General features: G+C 68.9%; 24 protein-coding genes. 11 read left to right on the plus strand and 13 right to left on the minus strand.

Features of this window, described 5'->3' with window-relative positions; all coding sequences use genetic code 11:
• Nucleotides 1–210: 210 nt before the first annotated feature.
• Nucleotides 211–468, minus strand: a complete 258-nt coding sequence (locus tag LC438_RS06665) for a hypothetical protein (protein ID WP_146114334.1) — start codon at nucleotides 466–468, stop codon at nucleotides 211–213.
• A 231-nt stretch (nucleotides 469–699) separates the two neighbouring features.
• On the opposite strand from LC438_RS06665, the gene LC438_RS06670 reads away from it, so the two are divergent.
• The 9 genes from LC438_RS06670 (at nucleotide 700) to LC438_RS06710 (ending at nucleotide 10,903) form a co-directional block, all read left to right on the plus strand.
• Nucleotides 700–1,821 carry a BMP family protein gene (locus LC438_RS06670; protein WP_105675362.1) on the plus strand — a complete coding sequence of 374 codons (1,122 nt, stop codon included), beginning with the start codon at nucleotides 700–702 and terminating at the stop codon, nucleotides 1,819–1,821.
• Between the two features lie 108 nt (nucleotides 1,822–1,929).
• Nucleotides 1,930–3,444 (plus strand): ABC transporter ATP-binding protein, encoded by a 1,515-nt coding sequence (locus LC438_RS06675; protein ID WP_105675360.1) that lies wholly within the window; start codon nucleotides 1,930–1,932, stop codon nucleotides 3,442–3,444.
• Complete coding sequence (locus LC438_RS06680) at nucleotides 3,441–4,760, plus strand: ABC transporter permease (RefSeq protein ID WP_105675358.1); 1,320 nt, start codon at nucleotides 3,441–3,443, stop codon at nucleotides 4,758–4,760. Before LC438_RS06675 ends, LC438_RS06680 begins: the two co-directional genes overlap by 4 nt.
• On the plus strand, nucleotides 4,760–6,043 hold the full coding sequence (locus tag LC438_RS06685) for an ABC transporter permease (protein ID WP_374197886.1): 1,284 nt from the start codon (nucleotides 4,760–4,762) through the stop codon (nucleotides 6,041–6,043). The genes LC438_RS06680 and LC438_RS06685 overlap by 1 nt, the downstream gene beginning before the upstream one ends.
• Before the next feature lie 7 nt (nucleotides 6,044–6,050).
• Nucleotides 6,051–6,449 (plus strand): cytidine deaminase, encoded by a 399-nt coding sequence (locus LC438_RS06690; protein ID WP_105675354.1) that lies wholly within the window; start codon nucleotides 6,051–6,053, stop codon nucleotides 6,447–6,449.
• The gene (locus LC438_RS06695; RefSeq protein WP_223586159.1) at nucleotides 6,449–7,741 is read left to right on the plus strand and encodes a thymidine phosphorylase; all 1,293 of its coding nucleotides are present in this window, start codon (nucleotides 6,449–6,451) and stop codon (nucleotides 7,739–7,741) included. The genes LC438_RS06690 and LC438_RS06695 overlap by 1 nt, the downstream gene beginning before the upstream one ends.
• Nucleotides 7,742–7,792: 51 nt before the next feature.
• Nucleotides 7,793–8,908 (plus strand): adenosine deaminase, encoded by a 1,116-nt coding sequence (locus LC438_RS06700; RefSeq protein WP_105675350.1) that lies wholly within the window; start codon nucleotides 7,793–7,795, stop codon nucleotides 8,906–8,908.
• A 6-nt stretch (nucleotides 8,909–8,914) separates the two neighbouring features.
• Nucleotides 8,915–10,018, plus strand: coding sequence for a polysaccharide deacetylase family protein (locus LC438_RS06705; protein ID WP_105675348.1), 1,104 nt, complete (start codon nucleotides 8,915–8,917; stop codon nucleotides 10,016–10,018).
• A 27-nt stretch (nucleotides 10,019–10,045) separates the two neighbouring features.
• Nucleotides 10,046–10,903, plus strand: a complete 858-nt coding sequence (locus LC438_RS06710) for a carbohydrate kinase family protein (protein ID WP_105675346.1) — start codon at nucleotides 10,046–10,048, stop codon at nucleotides 10,901–10,903.
• A gap of 8 nt (nucleotides 10,904–10,911) precedes the next feature.
• Here the strand turns inward: LC438_RS06710 and LC438_RS06715 are convergent, their stop codons facing one another.
• From LC438_RS06715 to LC438_RS06755, 9 genes are all read right to left on the minus strand, one after another.
• Nucleotides 10,912–11,862: an SDR family oxidoreductase gene (locus LC438_RS06715; RefSeq protein WP_223586160.1), complete on the minus strand. Its 951-nt coding sequence runs from the start codon at nucleotides 11,860–11,862 to the stop codon at nucleotides 10,912–10,914.
• Complete coding sequence (locus tag LC438_RS06720; protein ID WP_105675342.1) at nucleotides 11,859–12,800, minus strand: bile acid:sodium symporter family protein; 942 nt, start codon at nucleotides 12,798–12,800, stop codon at nucleotides 11,859–11,861. Before LC438_RS06720 ends, LC438_RS06715 begins: the two co-directional genes overlap by 4 nt.
• Entirely contained in the window at nucleotides 12,797–14,089 is a 1,293-nt protein-coding gene (locus LC438_RS06725) for an NAD(P)/FAD-dependent oxidoreductase (protein ID WP_223586161.1), read from the minus strand. Before LC438_RS06725 ends, LC438_RS06720 begins: the two co-directional genes overlap by 4 nt.
• A gap of 93 nt (nucleotides 14,090–14,182) precedes the next feature.
• Nucleotides 14,183–15,340: a mannitol-1-phosphate 5-dehydrogenase gene (locus tag LC438_RS06730; protein WP_223586162.1), complete on the minus strand. Its 1,158-nt coding sequence runs from the start codon at nucleotides 15,338–15,340 to the stop codon at nucleotides 14,183–14,185.
• Nucleotides 15,340–15,771: a PTS sugar transporter subunit IIA gene (locus LC438_RS06735; protein ID WP_105675336.1), complete on the minus strand. Its 432-nt coding sequence runs from the start codon at nucleotides 15,769–15,771 to the stop codon at nucleotides 15,340–15,342. The genes LC438_RS06730 and LC438_RS06735 overlap by 1 nt, the downstream gene beginning before the upstream one ends.
• 61 nt (nucleotides 15,772–15,832) lie before the next feature.
• Entirely contained in the window at nucleotides 15,833–17,362 is a 1,530-nt protein-coding gene (locus tag LC438_RS06740) for a PTS mannitol transporter subunit IICB (RefSeq protein ID WP_223586163.1), read from the minus strand.
• A gap of 11 nt (nucleotides 17,363–17,373) precedes the next feature.
• A complete protein-coding gene (gene ptsP / locus LC438_RS06745) occupies nucleotides 17,374–19,041 on the minus strand; it encodes a phosphoenolpyruvate--protein phosphotransferase (protein WP_223586164.1) in 1,668 nt (555 codons plus the stop codon).
• Nucleotides 19,038–19,319 (minus strand): HPr family phosphocarrier protein, encoded by a 282-nt coding sequence (locus tag LC438_RS06750; protein ID WP_105675330.1) that lies wholly within the window; start codon nucleotides 19,317–19,319, stop codon nucleotides 19,038–19,040. The genes ptsP and LC438_RS06750 overlap by 4 nt, the downstream gene beginning before the upstream one ends.
• Nucleotides 19,316–19,633: a PTS sugar transporter subunit IIB gene (locus LC438_RS06755; protein WP_105675328.1), complete on the minus strand. Its 318-nt coding sequence runs from the start codon at nucleotides 19,631–19,633 to the stop codon at nucleotides 19,316–19,318. Before LC438_RS06755 ends, LC438_RS06750 begins: the two co-directional genes overlap by 4 nt.
• Nucleotides 19,634–19,798: 165 nt before the next feature.
• On the opposite strand from LC438_RS06755, the gene LC438_RS06760 reads away from it, so the two are divergent.
• A complete protein-coding gene (locus LC438_RS06760; protein WP_223586165.1) occupies nucleotides 19,799–21,721 on the plus strand; it encodes a transcription antiterminator in 1,923 nt (640 codons plus the stop codon).
• Between the two features lie 3 nt (nucleotides 21,722–21,724).
• On the opposite strand, the gene LC438_RS06765 is transcribed toward LC438_RS06760, so the two are convergent.
• From LC438_RS06765 to LC438_RS06775, 3 genes are read right to left on the minus strand one after another with little or no spacing between them, the layout of a single operon-like run.
• Complete coding sequence (locus LC438_RS06765) at nucleotides 21,725–21,991, minus strand: HPr family phosphocarrier protein (protein ID WP_223586166.1); 267 nt, start codon at nucleotides 21,989–21,991, stop codon at nucleotides 21,725–21,727.
• A 19-nt stretch (nucleotides 21,992–22,010) separates the two neighbouring features.
• Nucleotides 22,011–23,681, minus strand: a complete 1,671-nt coding sequence (locus tag LC438_RS06770; protein WP_223586167.1) for a phospho-sugar mutase — start codon at nucleotides 23,679–23,681, stop codon at nucleotides 22,011–22,013.
• On the minus strand, nucleotides 23,678–24,511 hold the full coding sequence (locus LC438_RS06775) for a purine-nucleoside phosphorylase (protein WP_105675320.1): 834 nt from the start codon (nucleotides 24,509–24,511) through the stop codon (nucleotides 23,678–23,680). Before LC438_RS06775 ends, LC438_RS06770 begins: the two co-directional genes overlap by 4 nt.
• 48 nt (nucleotides 24,512–24,559) lie before the next feature.
• Here LC438_RS06775 and LC438_RS06780 point away from each other — a divergent pair, with 48 nt between their 5' ends.
• Nucleotides 24,560–26,014: an NAD(P)H-quinone dehydrogenase gene (locus LC438_RS06780; protein ID WP_181155917.1), complete on the plus strand. Its 1,455-nt coding sequence runs from the start codon at nucleotides 24,560–24,562 to the stop codon at nucleotides 26,012–26,014.
• Nucleotides 26,015–26,041 lie beyond the last annotated feature (27 nt).

A 26,041-nucleotide genomic window follows, 5' to 3' on the forward strand; every position in this document is an offset into this window, starting at 1 on the left:
CCCTGGACTGCACGGTACAGGCGGCTCAATGAGTGCCATGCTGCCTGCACGCTCTCAGAGTCGGCGCTCCGTCCAACAAGGACTCAACGGGCCGCATCGATGCCATCTTCAAACAAACTCTTGCAGGCAGACAGCTCCTCCAGTCCACAGACGTCGCTGCCGCTGGTGAGCCCGCCCCGGAGGCGGTCCGGAGCGGGCCCCAGTCCTGAATCAGGGGGTTCTGTAGGACACCTTGCCGAACCAAATTCCGGAGGCTTCTTTCACGCAACCCAATCCGGTCGCCTGATAGCCCTTCAACCTGAGTTCCTGTGCCTTCCACAGCACAGCGTTCTGGCACGACTGTTTGAGTTCGTATCCCGTCGAGGTCCATGTTTCTGGATATCCGGCCGCCTGCGCAGGCGATGCGGCCAGCAGCGACGCTCCAATTGCGAGGGCGGTGAGCCCTCCGTAGATCTTCTTTTTAAGCACTTTCTCTACCTTCTCCGGTCGTTCGTTTGTCGGTACCGACAGTGTCAGATCGGATTCCTAGCGTCAATCCACCTCTGCTCTGATGAGCACTTATCGATGCTCATTCGTGGAAAAGGTTTCGGCTTTGTAAAGATTCGCCAACGTCGGGCTTGTGAATCTGTGTTCACGTCGAAACAGTAGGTAACTTTGAGCGATCCGCGATGGCCGCGGGTTCGCTGAGGGAGGCATGAGTTGACCATCTCCACCACCAAGAAGCTGCTGAGCGCAGCCGTCGCCGCGGGCGTCATCTTCGCCCTCGCCGGCTGTGGCCAGGCTCCGACCGACAAGCCGGGCGGCTCTGACAAGCCCGCTGCATCCGACTTCCTTCCTTGCCTGGTCTCCGACGCCGGCGGATGGAACGACAAGTCGTTCAACCAGTCCGCCAAGGAAGGCATGGACGCCGCGGCCAAGGAACTCGGCATCAAGCCGCTCGAGTTCGAATCCGCGAACGACAACGACTACGCACCCAACCTTGAGACCGCGGTCTCCGAGGGCTGCTCTCTGATCATCTCCGTCGGCTTCAAGCTCTCGGCGGCCACGGTGGAGTCTGCGCTCGCCAACCCGAAGCTCAACTACGCGATCATCGACGACTGGGCCGACAACGACTTCGACGGCAAGGTCGACGCTCCGAACATCAAGCCCCTCGTCTTCGACACGGCCCAGGCCGCGTACCTCGGTGGCTACGCCGCCGCGGCATGGTCCGCGCAGAGCGGTGTGAACAAGGTCGGCACGTTCGGCGGAATGCAGATCCCGTCCGTTGCGGTGTTCATGGACGGCTACCAGCTGGGCGTCGAGAAGTACAACGAGGACAAGTCGGCGTCGGTCGAGGTCTTCGGCTGGGACCAGGCTACGCAGAAGGGCTCCTTCACGGGTGGCTTCGACGCGAACGACACCGCCAAGCAGACCGCACAGGGTGTGCTCGATCAGGGTGTCGACGTCATCCTCCCGGTCGGCGGCCCCGTTTACCAGAGCGCGGCCGCGGCGATCGCCGACAGCGGCAAGGACACTCTGATGCTCGGTGTCGACAGCGACCTCGCCGTCGCCGACCCGAGCGTCGCAGGCATCACGCTCGTCTCGATCATGAAGGCGATCGACGTCGCCGTGAAGGACGCGACCCTGGCCGCGGCTAAGGGTGAGTTCGACGCGGCCCCGTATGTGGGAACGCTCGAGAACGAAGGCGTCAAGCTCTCCGGATTCGGCGACTTCGAGTCGAAGCTCCCGGCCGGTCTGACCGACGAGCTGAAGGCTCTGCAGGAGAAGATCATCTCGGGCGACATCAAGGTGGAGTCCCCGAACTCCCCGACCTCCAAGTAATTCCGTCGCAGTTCCCGCACGGGGCGAGTGGTGAGCAAGCTGCCACTCGCCCCGTGTCGTGGACAGACGATGATTCTCCTGGATGACTCTTCTGGATAAGGTGCAGATATGAAGCTCGAACTTCGCGGCATCACCAAGCGATTCGGCACCCTCGTTGCCAACGACCACATCGATCTGGTGGTCGAGCCCGGTGAGATCCACGCGCTGCTCGGTGAGAACGGTGCAGGCAAGTCCACCCTCATGAACGTTCTCTACGGCCTGTATCAGGCTGACGAGGGCGAGATCCTCCTCGATGACGAGGTGCAGCGCTTCCGTGGTCCCGGTGACGCGATGGCTGCGGGGATCGGCATGGTCCACCAGCACTTCATGCTCGTCCCGGTGTTCACCGTGGCCGAGAACGTGATGCTCGGACATGAGCAGACCAAGGCTCTCGGCAGGCTCGACATCGCGAAGGCGCGTGAGCACGTGCGGTCGGTGGCGGCACGCTTCGGTTTCGACATCGACCCCGACGCTCTCGTCGGCGACCTTCCCGTCGGCGTTCAGCAACGTGTCGAGATCATCAAGGCGCTGTCGCGCGACGCGAAGGTGCTCGTGTTCGACGAGCCCACGGCGGTGCTCACCCCGCAGGAGACCGACGAGCTGATGAGCATCATGCGTCAGCTGCGCGACGAGGGCACGGCGATCGTGTTCATCACGCACAAGCTCCGCGAGGTCCGCGAGGTCGCCGACAAGATCACCATCGTCCGTCTCGGCCGCGTCGTCGGCGAGGCGTCCCCGACCGCGACCAACGCGGAGCTCGCTTCGCTCATGGTCGGCCGGGCCGTCGAGCTCACTGTTCACAAGGAGCCGCCGCGCCTGGGCGAAGGCGGGTTCGAGGTCAAGGCGCTGCGCGTGCTGACGTCCACGGGCGCGATCGTTGTCGACGGCGTCGACTTCGCCGTCCGACCGGGAGAGGTGCTCGCGATCGCGGGCGTCCAGGGCAATGGGCAGACCGAGCTCGTGGAGGCCATCGTCGGTCTCGCCGCCCGTGTAGAGGGAACCATCGAGCTCGACGGCAACGAGCTCGTCGGCAAGAGCGTGCGCGCGATCCTCGACGCCGGTGTCGGGTTCGTGCCGGAGGACCGGACGGAAGACGGCCTGGTGGCCGGGTTCTCCGTCGCGGAGAACCTGATCCTCGACCGTTCGGACGACCCGGCGTTCAGCCGCGCCGGGACGCTGCGGCGTGGGGCGCTCGACGAGTTCGCCCGCGCCCGCATCACCGAGTACGACATCCGCACGCAGGGTCCGGAGACCCCCGCGGGCACGCTGTCCGGCGGAAACCAGCAGAAGGTCGTCATCGCCAGGGAGATGAGCCGCGATCTGCGCCTTCTCGTCGCGGCGCAGCCCACCCGCGGAGTGGACGTCGGCTCGATCGAGTTCATCCACAAGCGCATCATCGAAACGCGCGACGCGGGCGTGCCCGTGATCGTCGTCTCCACGGAGCTCGACGAGGTCGCAGCTCTCGCCGATCGGATCGCCGTCATGTACCGCGGCACGATCGTCGGCATCGTCCCCGGGGACACGCCTCGGGAGACGCTCGGACTCATGATGGCCGGAGCGGTCGAAGGAGAGGTCGACGCATGAGCGGAGCGACACCCGGCGCAGGAGATGTGACCAAGCGGATCCCGCCGCAGGAACTCGGCACGAGCACCGGAACGGTCCCGCGCGACCCGTCCGATGTGCCGCCGCCCCCGCGCGGCAATGTCATCCTCAAGGAGATCCTCCGCGGCAGTGCCGTGACGACGATCCTCGCGATCATCCTGGCGCTCATCGTGGGCGGCATCCTGATCGCGGTGACGAACGAGGACGTGCAGGCGGCATCGGTCTACTTCTTCGCCCAGCCCGGTGACACGTTCGTCGCCGCCTGGAACGCTGTGTACAACGGGTACGAGGCGCTGTTCCGCGGGGCGATCTTCAACGCCCGCGGCGCGGACTTCGCGGCGCAGATCCGCCCCCTGACGAACACCCTCGGCTTCGCCGCGCCGCTCATCGCAGCCGGCCTCGGCGTCGCGCTGGCGTTCCGCGTCGGCCTGTTCAACATCGGCGCCCGTGGGCAGATGCTCATCGGTGTCGCTGTCGCGGCTCTGCTGACGTTCTCGCTCGACCTGCCGATCTGGCTGCACATCCCGGTGACGCTGATTGTCGGTATCGCGGGCGGCGCGCTCTGGGGCGCCATCGCGGGCCTGATCAAGGCACGCACGGGTGCACACGAGGTGATCCTCACGATCATGCTCAACTACATCGCGTATTACCTGCTGCTCTGGATGATCCGCACCCCCGGCCTGCTCCAGAAGCCGGGCACGAATCAGGCGCTCGGTTCGGCCACGCCGGAGAGCGCGCAGTTCCCGACGCTGCTGGGACCGCAGTTCCCGTTGCTCGACTTCGGTTTCGTCATCGTGATCGTAGCGACCCTGTTCGTCTGGTGGCTCATCGAGCGCTCGTCGCTCGGCATGCGCATGCGCGCGGTGGGTGAGAACCCGCACGCCGCGCGCGCCGCTGGCATCAGCGTGCAGCGCATCTACGTCTACGCGATGCTCTTCGCCGGTGGTCTCGCGGGTCTCGCAGGTATGAACCAGGTCCAGGGCGCGGTCACCACGGGTGTCACCGAGACCATCGACGCCGGCATCGGCTTCGACGCGATCACCGTCGCCCTGCTCGGACGCAGTCGCGCGTGGGGCACGTTCGCCGCCGGCATCCTGTTCGGCGCGCTCAAGGCAGGATCCTTCTCCATGCAGGCGCAGGACATCCCGGTCGACATCGTGCTCGTCGTGCAGTCGCTCGTTGTGCTGTTCATCGCTGCGCCGCCGCTGCTGCGCACGGTGTTCTTCCTCCCGAAGACCGATATCGAGAAGGCGGCGAGGCTCAGAGCCAAGGCCGCGAAGAAGGCGGTGGCGGCATGATGTCCCTCGTGCAGACCCAGGCCTCCGACGGCACTGTGCAGCTGGCGACCGTGAAAGAGCGGCACCTCAAGGCGCCGATCGTGCTGGCCGGAGCCACCGTGCTCCTCGCACTCCTGTTCCTGCTCGTGCCGCGTGACGGCATCAGCACGTTCCGCCTCTCCGACCAGTCCTCTGCGCTCGCGCTGCCGGACGTGGCTCTCCCGACCGCGTCGACGTTCTGGGTCGTCTTCGGCGTCCTTGTGGTGCTGACGGTCGGGGCGTTCCTGGGGGCGTGGACGTACCGCGATCCCTCGCTCTGGCTGGTGATCGCGTTCAGCGTGCTCGCGGTCTTCGCGTTCCTCGTCTGGGCAGCCGCCGGTGGCCTCGTGCCTGTCACGAGCCTGCTGTTCGGAGCGGTGTCGCTGTCGGTGCCGCTGGTGTTCGGTGCGCTCGGCGGAGTGATCGGCGAGCGTGCCGGGGTCGTGAACGTGGCGATCGAGGGGCAGCTGCTCCTCGGCGCGTTCTCCGCCGCGTTGCTCTCCAGCATCACCGGGAACCCGTTCGTCGGTCTGGTCGGCGCGATGATCGGCGGCGTCCTGGTGGCCAGCGTGCTCGCCGCGTTCGCCATCAAGTACCTCGTCGAGCAGGTCATCGTCGGCGTCGTGCTCAACGTTTTGGTCACGGGCCTCACCGGATTCCTCTACGGCGCGCTGCTCGCACCCAACGAGGCGGCGCTGAACACCCCGGTGCGCTTCCCGCGCATCGAGATCCCGTTGCTGAGCGACATCCCGATCATCGGGCCGGTGCTCTTCAATCAGACGTTCATCGGGTATCTGATGTTCATCACCGTCGCCGTCGTCGCGTGGGGCCTGTACCGCACCAGGTGGGGTCTGCGGCTGCGCGCCGTGGGTGAGCACCCGCAGGCGGCCGACACCGTGGGCATCAAGGTGAATCCGACCCGGTTCTGGAACGTGCTGCTGGCGGGTGCGATCGCCGGCATGGGTGGCGCGTACTTCACGCTCGTCTCCGTGCCGCAGTTCGGCAAGGACATGACCGCTGGCCTCGGATTCATCGCCCTCGCCGCGGTGATCTTCGGTCGGTGGGACCCGATCCGCGCGACGCTCGCTGCCCTGCTGTTCGGTTTCGCGACGAACCTCCAGAACCTGCTCTCGATCCTGAAGACGCCGATCCCCGGCGAGTTCATGCTGATGCTGCCCTACGTGGTGACGTTGCTCGCGGTCGCCGGGTTCGCCGGACAGATCAAGGCCCCTGCCGCCGACGGCAAGCCGTACATCAAGTCCTAGGAGAGACATGACCGACATCGACTGGGACGACCTGAGACAGGTCGCGACGGATGCCATGGCGAAGGCGTACGCGCCGTACTCGCGCTACCGGGTCGGCGCCGCCGCACTGGTCAGCGACGGCAGGGTCGTCGCCGGATGCAACGTCGAGAACGCCTCCTACGGAGTGACTCTGTGCGCGGAGTGCGCGCTGGTCGGCGACCTGCACATGTCGGGCGGCGGCAAGCTCGTCGCCTTCGTGTGCGTCAACAACGACGGCGAGACGATCATGCCGTGCGGCCGCTGCCGCCAGCTGCTGTTCGAGCACGCCATGCCCGGGATGCTCCTGGAGACCGTCTCCGGCATCCGCACCATCGATGAAGTACTGCCGGATGCATTCGGCCCCCGAGACCTTGAGGACGTTCGCTGATGTCTGTTGAGCCCTTCGACGCCGTCGACGTGATCCGCGCGAAGCGCGACGGCGGGGTCGTCCCCGAGCCGGCGCTGCGCTGGATGGTCGACGCCTACACCCGCGGCTACGTGTCCGACGCGCAGATGGCGTCGTTCGCGATGGCCGTGTTCCAGCGCGGCATGGAGCGCGACGAGATCCGGGTGCTGACCGACGCGATGATCGCCACGGGGGAGCGCATGAGCTTCGCGAGCCTGGGCAAGAAGACCGTCGACAAGCACTCCACCGGCGGCGTCGGCGACAAGATCACCCTTCCGCTCGCCCCTCTCGTCGCCGTGTTCGGCGTCGCGGTGCCGCAGCTCTCCGGACGCGGTCTCGGCCACACGGGCGGCACGCTCGACAAGCTCGAGTCGATCCCCGGCTGGCGCGCGGCGCTCAGCAACGAGGAGATGTTCGCGCAGATGCAGAGCGACGTCGGCGCCGTGATCTGCGCGGCGGGCTCCGGCCTCGCCCCCGCCGACAAGAAGCTCTACGCCCTGCGCGACGTCACCGGCACGGTCGAGGCGATCCCGCTGATCGCGTCGAGCATCATGTCGAAGAAGATCGCCGAGGGCACGGATGCTCTGGTGCTGGACGTGAAGTTCGGCTCCGGCGCGTTCATGCAGGACATCGACCGCGCCCGCGAACTGGCCCGCACGATGGTCGCGCTGGGCACCGACTCCGGCGTGGCGACCACGGCGCTGCTGACCGACATGAACGTGCCGCTCGGACTCGCGATCGGCAACGCCAACGAGGTGCGTGAATCGGTCGAGGTGCTCGCCGGCGGCGGCCCCTCCGACGTGCGTGAGCTCACGCTCGCCCTGGCCAAGGAGATGCTCGCCCTCGCCGGACAGCCGGATGCCGATGTGGAGAAGGCGCTCGACGACGGACGTGCGATGGACAGCTGGAAGGCGATGATCCGCGCCCAGGACGGCGACCCGGATGCCGCGCTGCCGACCGCTCGCGAGACGCACGTCGTCACGGCGGACGCCGACGGCGTCGTGTCGCGCATGGATGCGCTCCCGTTCGGGATCGCCGCGTGGCGTCTCGGCGCCGGCCGTGCCAGGGCCGAGGACCCCGTGGTCTTCGAGGCGGGCATCGATCTGCACGCCAAGCCCGGTGACCGTGTCGTGGCGGGGCAGCCGCTGTTCACGCTGTCCGCGGCCGACGAGGCGCGGTTCCCCCGCGCGCTCGAGGCTCTTGCGGGCTCGTGGGAGATCGGCGACGAGGCTCCGGCCTCCGGCCCGATCGTGCGCGAGCGCATCACGGCCTGAGCGCCGACCGCTAGCCTGTACAGAGCGAACCTGCGACCGAGAGGAACTTCCATGTCGATCGACGCGAACGGCGACGTCTCCATTCAGGGAGCGTCACTGCGCAGCCTGCCGAAGGTGTCGCTGCACGACCACCTCGACGGCGCTCTGCGCCCGGCCACCATCATCGAGCTCGCGGATGCCATCGGGCTCGAGGTGCCGGAGAGCAGCCCCGTCGAACTCGGGAAGTGGTTCGCGACGAAGAGCGACTCCGGGTCGCTCGTCGAGTACCTGAAGACCTTCGACCTCACGACCGCCGTCATGCAGACGCAGGAGGGCCTGACCAGGGTCGCCCGCGAGTTCGTGCAGGACCTGGCGGCCGACGGCGTCATCTACGGCGAGGTCCGCTGGGCGCCGGAGCAGCATCTCGCGCGCGGCCTCACGCTGGAGCAGACCGTCGAGGCCGTGCAGCAGGGCATCGAGGAGGGAGAGGACGCCGTCGACCGCGCGGGTCGCAGCATCCGCGTCGGCCAGCTGATCACCGCGATGCGCCACACCGACCGTGCGCGTGAGATCGCAGAGCTCGCGGTGGACTTCCGCGGTCGCGGGGCCGTGGGCTTCGACATCGCCGGTCCGGAGGACGGCTTCCCGCCGTCCAACCACCGTGCGGCCTTCGACTACCTCGCCGAGAACTTCTTCCCGGTCACCGTGCATGCCGGAGAGGCGGCCGGTCTCGCATCGATCCGCTCTGCACTGCTCGACGGCCGCGCGCTGCGCCTCGGTCACGGCGTGCGCATCGCCGAGGACCTCGAGGTGATCACGGAGGAGGGCGACGAGGTGCAGGTGCAGTTCGGCGACCTCGCCCGCTGGGTGCGCGATCGCGAGATCCCGCTCGAGCTCTCGCCCTCGTCGAACCTGCAGACCGGCGCGATCGAGAAGTGGGGCAGGACGCTCGCCGACCACCCCTTCGATCTGCTCTACCAGCTCGGCTTCGCCGTGACGGTGAACGTCGACAACCGCACCATGAGTGCCACCTCGCTCACCCGTGAGCTGGCCCTGCTCGTCGAGGCCTTCGAGTACGACCTCGACGACCTGGAGACCTTCCAGTTCAACGCCGCTGCTGCGGCCTTCCTCCCGGTCGAGGAGCGGGAAGAGCTCGTCGAGATGATCGCCGAAGGCTTCGACATCTAGATCACGATGGCCGGGGGGAAGCGCAAGCGCAAGGTCGTCGTATTCATCATCACCGCGGTGGTGCTCCTGGGAGGGGGAGCGGCCGGGGCCTACGCCTGGATCGCTGGTCGCGCTCCCGAGGAGCCCGTTCCGCGTGCGGAGGCAGGGGTGATCGAGCATCCGCTCACCCCTGCCCAGCAGCTGGTCGCCGATGCCGACGATCCGCAGGCGTGCGCGGTGACGTTCTCGGGAGAGGGCGCGCCGGCCGATCCCCTGCTGCAGTCGCAGGCAGCGCTGTATCAGAACCTCCCGATCCCGGCGATCGAGGGGAAGGTGTTCGCCGGCTGGTACCCCACGGCGGCAGCAGCGGCGGCGTTCGACCCGGCGGCCCGCGTGAACGGCGCCGATCCCGTGGTCTGTACCGACCAGCAGGTCGAACTGTTCGCCTCGTGGAAGACGCCGGAGGAGAACGTCGCGGAGAACGCGAAGATCCCGATCCTCATGTACCACCAGTTCACGGCGAACCCCGAGGGGGAGAAGGGCTGGCTGCGCGGCAACTACGCGTACATCGGCGACTTCGACGCGCAGATGAACCACATCGCGACGACCGGCTTCTACCTCCCCACGTGGGATGAGCTCAGCGCCTTCATCGACGGGAAGCTCTATCTGCCTGCGCGCTCCGTGATCATCACCGACGATGACGCCGACCAGACCTGGTTCGATCTGGCCGTCCCGGTGATCGACAAGTACAAGCTGCTGTCGACGTCGTTCATGATCACGGCCTATCGCCAGGACCCCGCTCCGTCGATCTACGTGCAGCGGCGCTCGCACACCCACGACATGCATCAGGCCGGCGACAACGGCAAGGGCCGCATGGTCAACTGGACGGCGGATCAGATCGCCGCCGATCTCAACACCTCGGGGGACATCCTCGGCGTGCGTCAGGTGATCGCCTATCCGTACGGGCACTACAACGACACGGCGAAGCAGGGCGTGACGCAGGCGGGCTACGAGATGGCCCGCACCATCGAGCCGGGACTCGTGGGGATCGGCACCGACAAGCTCGCGCTGCCGGTGGTGCGGATCGACTACGGGATGACGGTGGACTCGCTGATCAAGCGCATCGGCTGAGTGCGCCCGCTGCGGCAGGATGGGGGCATGTCCTCCGCCTCCGTCGTGATCGCCGGTCCCGCATCCTGGAACTCGATCGTGGTGCTCGACAGGCTCCCCGAACCGGTGCCGCACATGCAGTTCGCCGAGGCGAGCTGGGACACCGTCGGCGGCACCAGCGCGGGGAAGGCGCTGAGTCTCACCGGGCTCGGTCGCTCCGTGCTGCTCTGCGCGCAGGCGGGGGCTGACGAGCACGGAGACCGTGTGCGCGCCGCGCTGAACGCTGCCGGAGTACCGGTGCGCTGGGGGATCGGTACGACCGAACGCCACATCAACCTGATGACCCGAGCGGGCGCGCGGGTCTCGCTGTATCTCTCGACCCCCGCCGCCACCGAGGGCGACCATGACGACGAGCTGCGCGCCGCGATGGCCGCAGCCGATGCGATCGTGCTCGATCTCGCCGCCGAGCCGCTGCGGATGCTGCCCCTCGCCCGAGAGAGCGGACGACCGCTCTGGGTCGACGTGCACGACTACGACGGCGAGGCGGAGTTCCACCGGCCCTTCCTGGAGGCTGCGGATGCCGTCTTCTGCAATGCCGACAGGCTCGCCGATCCTGTCGCCTTCCTGCGCTCGTGCATCGATCGCGGCGCTGGACTCGCAGTGTGCACCCTCGGCGCTGACGGTGCGGTCGGGGTGGATGCCGATGGCGTCGAGCACCGTGTGGCGGCGGAGCCCGTTGACGTGGTCGACACGAACGGCGCGGGCGACGCGTTCCTCGCGGGCGTCCTCGACGCGCGGCTGTCGGGCGCTGCGGTTCCGGAGGCGCTGGCAGCCGGGGCGCGGTCGGCGGCGACGGTGCTCGGCACGAGACACCTGCATCCGCTCCTCGATGCCGTGCTCGGCTGATCCGCTCGTCAGCGGCGAGCGACCCCCGGATGCGTCGCGAGGTACTCCTCGAAAGCCTCGGCCGACGTGCGTGAGGGAGCGAACCCGAAGACATCCTTCAGCCTTGCGTTGGCCAGCACCGGACGGTAGCGGAGGAACGGCACCTTCTCCGGGCCGTGCTCGGTGAGCCGCAGCGTCCTTCCGATCCGCAGGGCGGCCGACAACGCCCAGGCGGGCAGCACCAGCAGGGGTTTGCCGAGTCGTGCGGCGATCTCGGGCACCGTCATCCGTCCGTCTCCGGCGACGTTGAAGATCCCGGCAGGGCCGTCCGTCGCCGCGCGCACCATCGCTGCGGCCACGTCGTCGACCCAGACGAACACGAAAGGGGAGTCGGAGCCGGCGATGCGCAGGAGGCGCCGGCCGTCCCAGAGCGCGGTGATCTGGTTGCGCACGGTCGGACCGAGGATGGTGCCGATGCGGAACACCACCTGCTCCAGCTCAGGGTGCGCGTCTCGGTAGGAGGCGAGCATCTCCTCGACCAGGCGCTTGTGCCGCGAGTACGGGAAGGCATCGTTGCCCCGCAGCGGCTGGTCCTCGTCGATCCAGTCCGGGTTGTCAGGGTGGTAGCCGTAGGCCGCCCCGGAGCTGGACACGACGATCCGGCGCACACCGGTCTCGACGCAGGCCGCGAGCACCTGGGCGGAGCCGGTCACGTCGACGCGGTACTCGAGCTCGACGTCGCGTCCGGGGTTGACGATGGCGGCGAGGTGCACCACCGTGTCGATCCGGTGCGCCCGCAGCACGGGCGCGATCGCGTCGGCATCCGTGACGTCCAGCACTTCGTCGACGATGCCGTCGCGCGGAGTTCCGGCGCGGACATCGGCGGAGACGGCGAGCTCGACGTCCTCGCGAGCGGCGAGAGCCGCGGCCACGTGCGACCCGAGGAACCCGCCGCCCCCGGTGACGAGCACCCGGCTCATGACGCCGCCTTCAGCGTCGCGTCTCCGGTGGCGGAGCCGGTTCGACGCTTCGTGTGCCGGGCCCAGAGACCGGCGACCACGAGGCCGGCGATGATGTCCCATATGCCCCACCAGCCCGCGACGATCGCCATGCCACCGAGACCGTCGAAGAACAGGAAAACGAGTCCGAGACCGAGACCGGCGTTGCGGATGCCGACCTCGAAGGTCATGGCCTTGCGCTCCCGGGTGCCGAGTCCGCCGACCACGGCCGTGCCGTAGCCCAGCGCCAGCGCCACCGCGTCGTGCACAGTGACGACGAGCAGGATGATCCCGAGCACCTGCACGAAGACCGCCCAGTTGCCCACGAGCGCCACGAGGATGAAGCCGAGCAGGGCGAGCAGGCTGAACCACTTCACGAAGGGCTGCACCCGTCGGGTGAGTGCGGGGAGCTTCGCGCGGATCAGGAGCCCGGCCGCGAACGGCAGACCGACGATCAGCAGGATCTCGACGAGCATCCGCCACGGGTCGAGTTCGACGGAGCGGAGCAGCGTGCGGGCCGTCGGGTGCAGAGACCCCCAGAACGTGATGCTCAGGGGCATGGCGACGATGTAGACGAGGTTGCCCACCGCGGTGAGTGACACCGACAGCGCGACGTTGCCCCCGGAGCGGTGCGTGAGCACTTGGGAGATGTTGCCCGGTGGGCAGCAGGCCACGAGCAGCATCCCCAGCGCCATCGACGGCGCCACGGGAAGCACGAGGGTGAGCAGGAAAGTCGCGATGGGAAGCAGGAGCAGCTGCGCGAGGATCGCGATGACGAACGGCTTCGGATGCTTGGCGACCACCCGGAAGTCCTCGGGGGAGGTGTCCAGCGCGATGCCCAGCATGATGAGGCCGAGGACGATGTTGAGGATGGTGAGGGACCCGGGGGAGAACGTCAGCACGACGTCATCGACGTTCATGCTCCGGCCTCCAGCGCGTCCTTCTCGTGGCGGACGGCTCCGCGGTAGGCGTCCTTGTTGACGTAGTACGCCATGCGGTCCAGGCCCAGGTAGTGGTACCCGCCGGTGAGGTCCGGCCACGGCGAGCCCGTCACGCGGTCGCGGAACCGCGCGGCGCGCGCGGGGTCGGTCTCGACGGCATCCAGGTAGGCGGCGAGCAGATCCGCCTGCTCGTAGCGCCCCTGCCAGCCGATGCCCGACGCCTCGATCATGCCCATCACGTAGAGGCCGTTGAACGAGGCGGGGAACAGGTTCAGGAACAGACGCGGCGAGGCGCCGCGCCAGTGCAGGTGCGTCTTGTCGACGAACGGGTAGTCGAGCGTGTAGCCGGTCGCCAGCATCACCAGGTCGTACTCTCCGGTGCTCCCGTCGCGGAAGCGCACGACCGGGCCGTCGAACCTCTCGATGTCGGCACGGACACGCAGATCGCCCTGCCCCAGGTGGTTGAGGATCAGCGTGTTCACGATCGGGTGCGACTCGTAGATGCGGTAGTCGGGCTTCGGGAATCCGAACCGTACGGGGTCTCCCGTGAACGCCCTCAGCACGCGGGTGTCGACGGCCTGCTTGATGCGCGCGGGGAGGGGGCGCCCCTGGTTCAGTGTGTCGCTGGGCCTGCCGAAGAGGTAGCGCGGGACGAAGTAGTAGCCGCGGCGGACGCTCATGTCGACGGATGCCGCGTGGTGCACGGCATCCACGGCGATGTCGCAGCCGGAGTTGCCCGCCCCGATCAGCAGCACGCGCTTGCCGGAGAGCTGCGCCGCGCTCTTGTACGCGCTCGTGTGCAGGATCTCCCCGGTGAACTCGCCGGGGAAGGAAGGCACGTTCGGCTCGGCGAGAGTGCCGTTCGCGAGGACGACTCCCGCGTACCAGCGGGTGCTCGTCCCATCGGGACCGGTGGCGGTGAGATCCCAGCCGCCGTCACGCGGCTCGAGACGCGTGACCCTGGTCTCGAAGCGGAAGAGACCGGTGAGCCCGAAGTGCTCGGCGTACTCGCGGAAGTACTCGAGCAGCACCCGATGGCCCGGGTAGTCGACGTCCGAGCGCATCGGGAACTCGGCGAACTCGGTCGTCGTCCGGGAGGAGATGAGGTGTGCCGACTCGTACATGGTGCTGCGCGGGTTCGAGATGTCCCAGAGGCCGCCGACCCCGTGCGAGGCCTCGTAGCCGTCGACCGTGATTCCACGGCTGGTCAGGGCTCTGACGGCGGCGAGGCCGGAGGGCCCCGCGCCGATGACGGCGTACGTGTTCATGAGTCTCCCTGCACATCGCTGTGCTCCGGTCGGGTCCGGTGAATCGATCGTAACCGTATCGCACCGCCCCGGCTGGAGCACAGGAGGAAGTCTCTAGACGACGCCGAGCTGCCCCTGGCGGGCGATCACGGCATCCCGGATCGAGCGGAACAGCGGATGCTCGGGATCGAGTCCGGTGACCTCGGCGGTCAGCGCCGTGGCGTCCTCGTCATGCAGCCTCTGCTGCAGCTCCACAGCCTGCGGATCGGCCGGTTCGACGAACTCGAGTGCAGCCGACACCGCGGCGACGAGCCCCGCCGTGGAGAGGCCGCGCTCGCTCGCCATCGCGGCGGGGCCGATGAAGCGCTCGTGGCGGGAGAGCTTGCGCAGGGGCTGACGACCGACGCGGTCGACGCTGTCCTCCAGCTCGGGGTTGCGGAAGCGCTCCAGGATCTTCGCCCGGTACGCGGCGAGATCGGCCGGGTCGAGCCCGTGCTCGGCCGTCAGGACGGCAGAGGTCTCCTCCAGGGCGGCTTCGACGCTTCTCGCCACATCGGGATCCGCCAGCGCCGCGGCGATCGAGGTGGCGCCGACGCGGGCGCCGAAGTAGGCCGTCGCCGCGTGGCCGGTGTTGACCGTGAAGAGCTTGCGCTCGATGTACGGAGCGAGATCGTCGACGAAGTGCGCCCCGGGGATCGACGGACGGGAGTCGCCGAAGGGCCCCGCCTCGATCGCCCACTCGACGTACGGCTCCACCGTGACGTCGACGCCCTGCCCCGGCGCCTGAGCGGGCACGATGCGGTCGACGGCGGTGTTCGCGAACACGGCCTTCGCCAGGAGCTCCGCGGCATCCGTCCCCGCGGCCTTCTCGACCTCCGCGCGCAGCTGGTCGGTGGCGCCGATCGCGTTCTCGCAGGCCATGATCTGCAGCGGAGGAGCGTCCGCGTTGCGGCGACGGAGCCCCGCGACGATCGACGGAGCCACGAATCGCAGCACCGTGGGGCCGACGGCGGTCGTCGCGACGTCCGCCGTGGAGAGCTCGTCGGCGACGGCATCCGGGTCCAGACGGCTGTTGACCGCCCGGAAGCCGGTGACGATGTGTTCCACTCCGCCGGGGCCGGCCTCGTGCACGGTGTACTCCGAGGCCGCGTTGATCGCGTCGACGAGCTCGTCGGCGACGTCGGAGAACACGATCTCGTATCCGCCGTCGTGCAGCAGCAGTCCGACGAATCCGCGGCCGATGTTGCCCGCGCCGAAGTGGACCGCCTTCATCAGGCGTTCACCGCCGAGAGGAGGGCGTACAGCTCGTCGGCCGTCTGCGCCGCCGCGAGCTTCGCGACCTCGTCGTCATCGGAGAACAGGATCGCGATCTGGGAGAGGATCTCGAGGTGCTCGTCGCCCTTGCCGGCGATGCCCACCACGAAGTTGGCCTGCTCTCCCGCCCAGTCGACTCCGCCGTCGTAGCGCACGACGGACAGGGCGGAGGCGAGGATCTCGTCCTTCGTCTCGTTGGTGCCGTGCGGGATCGCCAGGCCGTTGCCCATGAACGTGGACACGGTCTCCTCGCGCTGACGCATCGCATCGACGTAGGCGGGCGTTACCGCGCCGACGGAGACGAGGATGTCGGTGGCCTCCTGGAGAGCCGCCTCCTGCGAGACGGACCCCGCGTGGATGCGGACCTGTCCGGGGGTGAGAACGCTCATGGTGATTCCTTTCTGAGTGTGGTGGCGGGGCGGGTGCCGCAGCATCCGCCCCGCCGGTCTGTCACGCGTCGGAGGCGCGCTGTTCCTGGACCATCTCGACGACCTCTTCGTACTTCGGAGAGTTCATGAAGTTGTCGACGGAGACGTGCAGCGAGTTCGGGGACTGCGCCTTCGCGCGGTCGGTCAGCTGCTGCTGGGTGATGACCACATCGGCCGTGCCGTCGAGGTTCGCGATCGCCTGGTTGATGATCGTGAGGTCCTCGATGCCCGCCTTCTTGAACTTGTTGCGCAGCACGCTCGCGCCCATGGCGGAGGACCCCATTCCGGCGTCGCACGCGAACACGATCTTCGAGATCGGAGCGGTGAGCGTCGCGGTCGATGCCGTCTTCGCCGCGAGACCGCTCAGAGCATCGGAGGACTTGCCCTTGTTGGCCTCGGTCTGAGCGATCGCCGCAGCGAACGCGTCTTCCTTCGCGAGGTCCTTCTTGCGGCTGGCACGAAGGATCAGAGTGGCGATCAGGAAGGTGACCGCGGCCGAGAGGACCACCGACAGGATCACGCCGAGATAGTCGGTGCGATACGTCTGGCCGAGCACCGCGATGATGCTTCCTGGCGCCGCCGGTGCGACAAGGCCCGTGTTGAAGAGCATGTTCGTGGTCACACCCGTCATGCCGCCCGCGATCAGGGCCAGGATCAGGATCGGCTTCATGAGCGCGTACGGGAAGTACACCTCGTGGATGCCGCCGAAGAACTGGATGACCGCCGCGCCCGGGGCGGAGGCACGCGCCGCGCCGATGCCGAAGAGCGTGAATGCGAGGAGCAGACCGACACCGGGGCCGGGGTTCGCCTCGAGGAGGAACAGGATCGACTTGCCGCTCTCCGACGCCTCCTGGGATCCGAGCGGGGTCAGCACGCCGTGGTTGATCGCGTTGTTCAGGAAGAACACCTTCGCGGGCTCGATCAGAATGCTCGTCAGGGGGAGGAGATGGTTGTCGACCAGCCATCCCACGGCACCGGAGAGCACGTTCATGATGCCGTTCACGAGCCAGGCGACAGGGTAGAAGCCGACGAGCACCATCACGAAGCCCCAGATGCCGGCCGAGAACATGTTGACCAGCATCTCGAAGCCGGACTTGATCTTGCCCTCCCACAGGGAGTCGAGCCACTTCATCGTGTATGCGGCGAGCGGAGCCATGATCATCGCACCGATGAACATGTGGATCTGTCCCAGGGTCTTCGCCTCGGGGTCGGCCGCGAGAAGCTCCGCGTTGTACTGCGCGATCAGGTAGTCCGAACCCGCGATGGCGCCCATCACGGCGATCGCGGCGACCACGCCACCACGTGTCTTGTACACGAGCGTGCCGCCGGTGTACGCGATGATGATCGGCAGCAGGTAGTGGATCATCGGCCCGACGAGCGTCTCGATCTGGGCGTTCGGTGTCCAGCCGACGGGGATGAAGAAGGCCGTGATGATGCCCCACGCGATCAGTGCGGGGATGTTCGGCATGATCATGCCCGAGAGGAACGTGCCGAAGCGCTGCACGCCCACTCGGAGGCCACCGGGCTTGGTGGCGGGTGACGTCGTCGTCATGATGGTCTCTTTCAGTGTTGAGGGAGGGTAGCCGCGAGGGTGGTCACGGCGGTTCGGGCGGATGCCGCATCGTCTGCGGCGAGGGCGGCCTCGGCGAGGCTGCGCGCCTCGTCGAGGGTGCGGGTGGCGAGGATGCGACGGACGTCGGCCAGGGCCGACGGAGCCATGGAGAGACTCGTCGCTCCCAGGCCGATGAGCACGACGGCGAGCAGCGGATCGGCCGCGGCCTCTCCGCAGATCCCGACGGGCTTGCCCAGCCGGGCGCCGGCGGCGCCCACCTCGCGCACGAGGCGCAGCACGGCGGGGTGCCAGGGGTCCTGGAAGCCCGCCACCGAACCGAGCAGGCGGTCGGCGGCCATCGTGTACTGCGTGAGGTCGTTCGTGCCGATCGAGGCGAAGTCCGCGTGCGCCAGGACCCGATCGGCGAGCAGCGCGCTCGACGGCACCTCGACCATCACTCCCGCCGTCTTCAGCCCGTACTCACGCGCGAGGGTCGTGAAGTACACGGTCTCCTCGACGGTGGCGACCATCGGCGCCATGACCCAGAGGTCGGCGTCGGTCTCGGCATCCGCCTCCGCGAGTGCCGTGAGCTGCTCACGCAGGATGTCCTCGCTGGCGCGCAGAGCACGCAGGCCGCGAAGCCCCAGTGCGGGGTTCTCCTCGTGCGAGTCGTTGAGGAACGCCAGCGGCTTGTCGGCGCCCGCGTCGAGCATCCGCACGACCACCTTCTTGCCGGGGAACGCCGCGAGCAGCTCGCGATAGGACTCGCGCTGCTGCGCGATCGTCGGAGCCTGCGCCGAGGAGAGGAACAGGAACTCCGTGCGGAAGAGCCCGACGCCCTCGGCCCCGCGCGCGACGGCATCGGCCGCGTCTGCAGGCTTTCCCAGATTCGCCAGCAGCGCGATGCGCGTGCCGTCGGCGAGGGCGCCGGGAGTCAGTGGTGCCGCATCCGCCGAGAGGCGTGCGGCGGCGCGCTCGGCGGCGCGGTTCTTCTCTTTGTCGCTCGGGTCGGCCGTGACGATCCCGGCTGCGGCGTCGACGATGACCGTCTGGCCGGTGGCGAGGTCTGCGGCCGCTGCGGCGCCGACGATCGCGACGATGCCCTTCTCCCTGGCCAGGATCGCCGTGTGCGACGTCGGCCCGCCGTCGAACGTGACGAGGGCGAGCACCTTCTCCAGGTCGAGCAGAGCGGTGTCAGCGGGAGCGAGGTCGCGGGCGACCAGGACGAACGGGTGACCGGGGTCGGGCACGCCGGGGGCGTCGACCCCGCGCAGCCGCGCGAGCACCCGCTGGGCGATGTCGTCGAGGTCTGCGGCGCGCTCGCCGAGGTAGCCGCCGACGGCCTCCAGAGTCGCTCTGAAGCCCGCGAAGGCGTCGTGCACAGCCCACTCCGCGGTGCCGCCGGCGTTCAGCCGCTCGTCGATCTCGTCCTGGAGGGTCGGGTCCTCGGCGATCATCGCCTGGGCCTCGAGCACCTCCTGCGCCGATCCTCCTGCGGTCGCGCCTCGGGCGGTCAGCTCCTGCGCCACGGCGGCGACGGCCTCGCGGGCGCGCGTCCGCTCGGCGTCCGCGCCGAGGGTGCTCGCGGTGTTCTGCGGCGCGGGCATGGCTTCCGTCATGCGCACCACGGGGCCCTGGGCGACGCCCAGGCCGATCCCGACTCCTCTGAGCTCGGTCATCCGGCGCTCTCCTGGTCGTGGTCGGTGGTCAGCAGCTCCGTGAGCGTGTCGAGCACGCCCTCGGCGTTCTCGCCGTCGGCGGTGAGGGTCACGTAGTCGCCGAACTCGATCGCCAGGGCGATCACCCCGAGGATGCTGGCGGCGTTGACGGCCTTGCCCGAGTCCTTCGCGATCGTGACGGCGATGCCCGAGTCCTTCGCCGCCTGGGCGAACAGCTTCGCGGGGCGGGCGTGCAGGCCGTGGGATGAGCCGATCCGTACGGTGCGTGTGGCGGTCATGATCTTCCTTCCGAAGAGGTGCGGTTGTCAGCGAGGAGGGCGCGGACGAGCGCGAGCGTGCGGCGCCCGTCGCGGTCGGAGAAGACGTCGTCGGGGAGCACGGCGACCGGCATCGGCAGGACCTCCTGCAGATCGGCGGCGCGGTCCTTCAGGTGCGGTCCGACCAGGATCAGGTCGGCGCTGGACTCGGTGACCGCCTGAGCGGTGCCCGCAGAGGTCTCCCAGTCGAGTCCCGCAGCCTCGGCCGCGCGGCGAAGACGCTGCGCGACGAAGGTGCTCGACGCGCCCGCACCGCAAATCACGAGGATCTTCATTGATTCCGCCTTCCTGAGAACAGTCTGTGAGCCGATGGGGGTGCGCGGCCAACACGAACCTTTCCGCCCCCGCGGAACGTCGCCTTCCGCCCCCGGCTCCCCGGATGCTGACATCATGGGATGCGCGGGACAGGGCCGTCACCCGCGAGTGAGGATCGGAGGAACATGTCGCGCCAGCGTCAGGACCAGCTCCTCACCACCCTGCTCCGTCATGACACCTGGGTCACGGCGGCGAGTCTCGCCGATCAGGTCGGCGTGACGCCGCGCAGCATCCGCTCCTACGTGGCGGCTCTCAACGCGAGAGTCACCGGCGCGGACGCCGTCGAGTCGGGTCCCGCCGGATACCGGGCGGGGGCATCCGCACGCGATGCTCTCCGCACCCGCACGGGCGCCGAGAGCACCCCGCGGCATCGCCTGCACGCCGTGGTGCGCATGCTCCTGGACGACGCGGGTGGAATCGACGTCTTCCAGGCCGCAGACCGGCTGCACGTCAGCGAGGCGACGCTCGAGGCCGATCTCACCAGGGTGCGCGGCCTTCTCGACGGTTCAGGGCTCTCGTTGGAGCGGGACCGCGAGCAGGTGAGGCTCCGCGGCTCGGAGGAGGCCAGGCGCCGCCTGATCAGCAGGCTCGCCCACGACGAGTCGGATGCCGCGTCCTTCCACCCCGAGGTCTTCCGCACCGCGCTCGTCGGCAACGCGGTCGACGCGAGCGCCGTCGGGCCGTTCAAGTCCGCGCTGGTCGACGAACTGGGAGCGCTGGGCTACTTCGTCAACGAGCTCGCGATATCCGACGTGCTGCTGCACATCGCCATCGCGGCCGACCGCGTCGCGGCGGGGCATGCGCTCGCCGCGGAGGCGGAAGGGGTCCGCGACGAGATCCCCCAGGTCGGGAGAGTCCTCGCCCGCCTCGCCGAGGAGCACTTCGGCGTGCCGCTCGGCGACGGCGACAGCGCCCACCTGGCCTCGCTCGTGCTCACGCGCGTCGTCGCCCCCGGCGACACGGCCACCAGAGACGTCGCACGCAGCGGCGTCGAGCCGCGCGTCGAGCGGGCCGTGCGCGAGGAGCTGCAGCGGGCGGCATCCGAGTACCAGCTCGACCTCGTCGATGACACCTTCGTGCTCCGGCTCGCGCTGCACATCCAGAATCTGCTCCGCCGCGCCGAGACGCAGGCGCTGTCGCGGAACCCGCTCACGCGATCGCTCAAGTCGACGTATCCGATGATCTTCGAGGTCGCGGTCTCGATCGCGAGCGGGCTGCACGACCGGGTGGGATCGCCCATCCACGACGACGAGATCGCCTACATCGCCATGCACGTCGGCGGGCGACTGGAACGAAGCCGTGCGGCGGCGTCGATCCTCACCGCGACCATCGTCTGCCCCGGCTATTACGAGCTGCACGAGCTGCTCCGCTCCAGCGTCGACCGATCGCTGGGGTCCTCGATCGAGGTGACCAGCGTCGTGACCAGCGTCGACCCCGACTGGGCGTCCTTCGGGACCGACCTGGTCCTCAGCACGATCGAGCCGGGGATCGCGGGGGAGCGGTTCGTCCGCATCCACCCGTTCTTCTCCGACACCGACGCCGAACGCGTGCAGCAGGCGGCGGCGCGGCTGAGGAGAGCGAGGCGTCTCAACAGGCTCCGCGAGGAGCTGTCGCGCTACTTCGACGCCGAGGCGTTCGTGCACCCACTCCCCGACGAGGGCGAGGAGCAGATCATCCGCCGCCTCGGCGATCGGCTCGTGCGCAGCGGACTGATCGGCGAGGACTACGTCGAGAACACGATCGTGCGCGAGCGCATGTCGTCCACGGCGTTCACCGACGCGCTCGCCGTCCCGCACGCGCTGCAGATGACCGCGACCCGCACCGCGATCGCGATCGGTGTCGCCGACGGATCGGTGGCGTGGGGCGACGGCCGTGTGCAGGTGGTCGCCCTCGCCGCGTTCAGCGAGAGCGACCGCGCTGCATTCCAGACCGTGTTCGAGCAGCTCGTCGAGGTCTTCAGCGAACGCGAGAGCGTGCAGAGGATCGTCCGCAGGGGCACGACGTTCGAGTCGTTCCTCGACGAGCTCGTCTCCGTCATCGACGGCTGACGATCACCGATCTCGAGGGTCGAGCACGGCCGCCATCGAGTCGAGGAGGGCGCCGGATGCCGGGGCATCCGCCGTCTCCAGCTCGACGACGTCGCCCTCGCCGAGGGCGAGATCCATCACCGCGAGCACGCTGCTCAGGTCGGCCTCCGCGCCCGCAGCCGTGCGGACGATCACAGGGTGCGCGGACGACATCGCCAGCCGCGCCAGCTCGGCCACAGGGCGCGCGTGGATGCCGTTGTGGGCGCTGATCGTGATCCGTCTGGTCTGCATCGTCACCACCGCCGGCAGCTCAGGAGCGGTCTCCGAGCAGCGCGCGGACTCCCGCTTCGAGGTCGGCGACAGCCTGCGCCGCCGCGTCGGCGGTGTCGCCCTTCGCGTCGATGTACACCTTGAGCTTCGGCTCGGTGCCGCTCGGGCGCACGATGACGCGTGACCCGTCGGCGAGCCGGTAGCGCAGCACGTCTCCGGAGGGCGCCCCCGGTGCGGCACGGAGCAGGTCCTCGGCGGAGGCGATCGCGTGCGAGCCGATCTGGGTCGGCGGCAGCGTCCTCAGCGAGAGCATGACGTTGCCGATGACGGAGAGGTCGTCGACTCGCACCGACACCTGGCCGCTGGCGAAGTGCCCGTAGGTCTCGCCCAGCTCGGTGAGGAGCGTCGCGATGGTCGCACCCCGATCGCGCGCCTCCGCAGCCAGGCCGAGGATCGCGATCGCCGCGGAGATGCCGTCCTTGTCGCGGACGGTCTCCGGGTTCACGAGGTAGCCCAGCGCCTCCTCGAATCCGAAGGCGATCCCCGGTGCGCGGGAGATCCACTTGAACCCCGTGAGCGTCTCGTGGAAGTCCAGTCCGTGATGCGCCGCGATGGCGCCGAGGCCGGGGGAGGACACCAGCGAGCACGCGAGGGACGCGCCGGGCGTTCCGGCCGCCGCGCGTGCCGCACGGGCGCCGAGCAGCAGCCCCACCTCGTTGCCGGTGAGGCGACGCCAGCCGCCCTCGGCGGTCTCATCGGGGATCGCGACGGCGAGGCGATCGGCATCCGGATCGTTCGCCAGGATGAAGTCCGCCTGCACGCGACGTGCACGCGCGAACGCCAGATCCATCGCGCCCGGCTCCTCCGGGTTCGGGAAGGACACCGTGCGGAAGGTCGCGTCGGGGTCGAGCTGCTCGCCGACCACCATGGGCTGCGGGTAGCCGGCGACGCGGAGGATGCGCGAGAGCGTCTCCCATCCGACGCCGTGCATCGCGGTGTAGACCCAGCGCAGGCCGGTCGCCGTCGAGGGCGCCGGAGCGACAGCCGCGGTGGCCTCGACGTACGCCGTCACGACGTCCTCGCCGGCCGTCTCGTACGCCGACGACCGCGGAAGGGCCTTCACATCGCCGGCATCCGCGATCCGCTGGATGTGCGCGGCGATCTCCGCGTCGGCGGGGGCGACGATCTGCGATCCCTGATTCTCGCCGCCCAGGTAGACCTTGTAGCCGTTGTCGTTCGGCGGGTTGTGGCTCGCCGTGACCATGACCCCGGCGTCGGCGCCGAGGTGGCGCACCGCGAAGGCGAGCACGGGCGTCGGCAGCAGACGGGGGAGCAGGATCGCGCGCAGGCCGGCCCCGGCGAAGATCTCGGCGGAATCCGTCGCGAACACCCGGGAGTTGCGGCGGCCGTCGTAGCCGATCACGACGGTCGGCGTGCGGCCATCGGACTTCTCGCGCAGGTACGCGGCGAATCCCGCGGCGGCCTGGGCGACGAGCACCCGGTTCATCCGGTTGCTGCCCGCTCCGAGCTCGCCGCGGAGCCCTGCGGTGCCGAAGGCGAGCCGGGTGCCGAAGCGGTCGGCCAGGTCGGCGGCTGCCGCCTCGTCGCCGCTCGCGGCGCGGGTGACGATGCCGGCGAGCTCGTCGCGCGTCTGCGCATCGGGGTCCTGACGCAGCCAGGCACGGGCCGTGGCGAGAAGCTCCTCGCTCATAGCGCCTCGATGACGTCGGCGAGCAGCTTGGTGATCACCGGCTCGGCGAGCTGACCGGCTTCGATGACCTCGGCGTGGCTGAGCGGCGTCTTCTGGATGCCGGCGGCCAGGTTGGTGATGAGGGAGAACCCGAGGATCTCCATGCCGGCCTGGCGGGCGGCGATCGCCTCGAGGGCGGTGGACATGCCGACGATGTGGCCGCCCATGTGCTTCGCCATCTGCACCTCGGCGGGGGTCTCGTAGTGCGGACCGGTGAACTGCGTGTAGACGCCCTCGTCGAGGGTGGGGTCGATGGTCCTGGCGATGTCGCGCAGACGCGTCGAGTACAGGTCGGTGAGGTCGACGAAGGTCGCACCCTCGAGGGGGGAGTCGGCGGTGAGGTTGATGTGATCGCTGATGAGCACGGGCTGGCCGGGCTTCCAGGTCTCGCGGATGCCGCCGGCGCCGTTGGTGAGGACCATGATCTTCGCCCCCGTGGCCGCGGCGGTGCGGACGGAGTGGACGACGCGGCGGACGCCGTGCTTCTCGTAGTAATGGGTGCGGGCGCCGATGACGAGGACGTTCTTGCCGTCGGGAGTGCGGATGCTGCGCAGGGTGCCGACGTGGCCCTCGAGGGCGGGCTTGGAGAAGCCGGTGACCTCGGTGGCCGGGATGGTCGCGACCGTCTCGCCGATGATGTCGGCGGCCTTGCCCCATCCGGAGCCGAGGGTGAGGGCGATGTCGTGCTTCTCGACGCCGCTCAGCCGCGCGATGTCGGCGGCGGCGGTCGCCGCCACCTCGAACGGGTTCGCGGTGGGGTCGTCGAGGGGGTTGCTGTGAATCTCGGGCATGGATCCACTCTAGGAAGGTGGAGGGCTCCCCGCCAGGATTGCGGAAGAATGGATTCCATGTCTTCCACCACTTTCGAGCGCACTCAGCGCGTCGCCGTTCTCGGCGGCGGTCCCGGCGGCTACGAGGCGGCTCTCGCCGCCGCCCAGCTCGGAGCCGAGGTGACACTGGTCGAGCGCGTCGGCGTCGGAGGATCCGCCGTCCTCACGGACGTGGTCCCCTCGAAGAGCCTGATCGCGACGGCCGACGCCGCCGTCGCGATCTCCGAGGCCAGCGACCTCGGCGTGCAGTTCTACGCGAAGGGCGAGCACGGCAAGCCGCTCAAGCCCGAGATCGCGATCAACCTCGCCGCCGTCAACAAACGGCTCATCGCCCTCGCGGGCCAGCAGTCCGAGGACATGCGCTCCACCCTGCTGGAGGCGGGTGTCCGCATCCTCTCCGGCCACGGCCGCATCGAGGGGGCGAACGCGATCGTCGTCTCCACCGGTCAGGGCGGAACCGACTTCGACCGCGTCGAGGCCGACACCATCGTGGTGGCGGTCGGCGCCTCTCCCCGCGAGCTGGACTCGGCGAAGCCCGACGGCAAGCGGATCCTCACGTGGACTCAGCTGTACGACATGAAGGCGCTCCCCGAGCACCTCATCGTGGTCGGCTCCGGTGTGACCGGGGCGGAGTTCGCCTCGGCATACATGAACCTCGGCGCGAAGGTGACGCTCGTCTCCAGCCGCGAGCAGGTGCTCCCCGGTGAGGACCAGGATGCGGCGCGCGTCCTGGAGAAGGTCTTCAAGCGCGGGGGGATGCAGGTGCTCTCCAAGGCGCGTGCCGACCGCGTCGAGGTCACGAAGGACGGCGTGACGGTCACGCTCTCCGACGGTCGCACGGTCGACGGCAGCCACTGCCTGATGGCGGTCGGCTCGATCCCCAACACCGCGGGCATCGGGCTGGAGGACGCGGGGGTCGAGCTCACCGAGTCCGGTCACGTCCGGGTCAACAAGGTGGCACGCACGTCCGTGCCCAACATCTACGCGGTCGGCGACTGCACGAACTTCTTCCCGCTGGCATCCGTCGCCTCCATGCAGGGTCGCACGGCGGTGTTCCACGCGCTCGGAGACATCGTCATCCCGCTCGAGCAGATCAAGATCACCTCGAACATCTTCACGGCGCCGGAGATCGCGACGGTCGGGTTCTCGGAGAAGGACGTGGAGGACGGCGTCGCGGACGGCCTCGTCTACAAGCTGCCGCTCGCCGCGAACCCCCGCGCGAAGATGATGGGCATCAAGGACGGCTTCGTCAAGCTGATCGCGCGCAAGGGATCCGGCACCGTCATCGGCGGCGTGATCGTCGCGCCGAAGGCCTCGGAGCTGATCTACCCGATCGCTGTCGCCGTCGAGCGTCGCCTGACGGTCGACCAGGTCTCGCGCGTCTTCGCGGCCTACCCCTCGCTGTCCAGCAGCATCACCGACGCGAGCCGCGCGATGCACCTGGTCAACGCGAACATCACCTGAGCGGACCGACACCGGTACGGAAAAGGC

The sequence above is a fragment of the Microbacterium sp. OVT16B genome, assembly GCF_019969705.1.
Taxonomy (GTDB): domain Bacteria; phylum Actinomycetota; class Actinomycetes; order Actinomycetales; family Microbacteriaceae; genus Microbacterium; species Microbacterium natoriense.

What these genes read in the sequence shown, in the direction of transcription:
- LC438_RS06750 (WP_105675330.1), bottom strand. Translation starts at nt 19,319, where the DNA reads ATGACCGCCACACGCACCGTACGGATCGGCTCATCCCACGGCCTGCAC.
- LC438_RS06765 (WP_223586166.1), bottom strand. Translation starts at nt 21,991, where the DNA reads ATGCAGACCAGACGGATCACGATCAGCGCCCACAACGGCATCCACGCG.
- LC438_RS06725 (WP_223586161.1), bottom strand. Translation starts at nt 14,089, where the DNA reads ATGAACACGTACGCCGTCATCGGCGCGGGGCCCTCCGGCCTCGCCGCC.
- LC438_RS06755 (WP_105675328.1), bottom strand. Translation starts at nt 19,633, where the DNA reads ATGAAGATCCTCGTGATTTGCGGTGCGGGCGCGTCGAGCACCTTCGTC.
- LC438_RS06760 (WP_223586165.1), top strand. Translation starts at nt 19,799, where the DNA reads ATGTCGCGCCAGCGTCAGGACCAGCTCCTCACCACCCTGCTCCGTCAT.
- LC438_RS06730 (WP_223586162.1), bottom strand. Translation starts at nt 15,340, where the DNA reads ATGAAGGCGGTCCACTTCGGCGCGGGCAACATCGGCCGCGGATTCGTC.
- LC438_RS06710 (WP_105675346.1), top strand. Translation starts at nt 10,046, where the DNA reads ATGTCCTCCGCCTCCGTCGTGATCGCCGGTCCCGCATCCTGGAACTCG.
- LC438_RS06680 (WP_105675358.1), top strand. Translation starts at nt 3,441, where the DNA reads ATGAGCGGAGCGACACCCGGCGCAGGAGATGTGACCAAGCGGATCCCG.
- LC438_RS06735 (WP_105675336.1), bottom strand. Translation starts at nt 15,771, where the DNA reads ATGAGCGTTCTCACCCCCGGACAGGTCCGCATCCACGCGGGGTCCGTC.
- LC438_RS06675 (WP_105675360.1), top strand. Translation starts at nt 1,930, where the DNA reads ATGAAGCTCGAACTTCGCGGCATCACCAAGCGATTCGGCACCCTCGTT.
- LC438_RS06775 (WP_105675320.1), bottom strand. Translation starts at nt 24,511, where the DNA reads ATGCCCGAGATTCACAGCAACCCCCTCGACGACCCCACCGCGAACCCG.
- LC438_RS06705 (WP_105675348.1), top strand. Translation starts at nt 8,915, where the DNA reads ATGGCCGGGGGGAAGCGCAAGCGCAAGGTCGTCGTATTCATCATCACC.
- LC438_RS06695 (WP_223586159.1), top strand. Translation starts at nt 6,449, where the DNA reads ATGTCTGTTGAGCCCTTCGACGCCGTCGACGTGATCCGCGCGAAGCGC.
- LC438_RS06780 (WP_181155917.1), top strand. Translation starts at nt 24,560, where the DNA reads ATGGATTCCATGTCTTCCACCACTTTCGAGCGCACTCAGCGCGTCGCC.
- LC438_RS06740 (WP_223586163.1), bottom strand. Translation starts at nt 17,362, where the DNA reads ATGACGACGACGTCACCCGCCACCAAGCCCGGTGGCCTCCGAGTGGGC.
- LC438_RS06770 (WP_223586167.1), bottom strand. Translation starts at nt 23,681, where the DNA reads ATGAGCGAGGAGCTTCTCGCCACGGCCCGTGCCTGGCTGCGTCAGGAC.
- LC438_RS06690 (WP_105675354.1), top strand. Translation starts at nt 6,051, where the DNA reads ATGACCGACATCGACTGGGACGACCTGAGACAGGTCGCGACGGATGCC.
- LC438_RS06720 (WP_105675342.1), bottom strand. Translation starts at nt 12,800, where the DNA reads ATGAACGTCGATGACGTCGTGCTGACGTTCTCCCCCGGGTCCCTCACC.
- LC438_RS06700 (WP_105675350.1), top strand. Translation starts at nt 7,793, where the DNA reads ATGTCGATCGACGCGAACGGCGACGTCTCCATTCAGGGAGCGTCACTG.
- LC438_RS06685 (WP_374197886.1), top strand. Translation starts at nt 4,760, where the DNA reads ATGTCCCTCGTGCAGACCCAGGCCTCCGACGGCACTGTGCAGCTGGCG.
- ptsP (WP_223586164.1), bottom strand. Translation starts at nt 19,041, where the DNA reads ATGACCGAGCTCAGAGGAGTCGGGATCGGCCTGGGCGTCGCCCAGGGC.
- LC438_RS06715 (WP_223586160.1), bottom strand. Translation starts at nt 11,862, where the DNA reads ATGAGCCGGGTGCTCGTCACCGGGGGCGGCGGGTTCCTCGGGTCGCAC.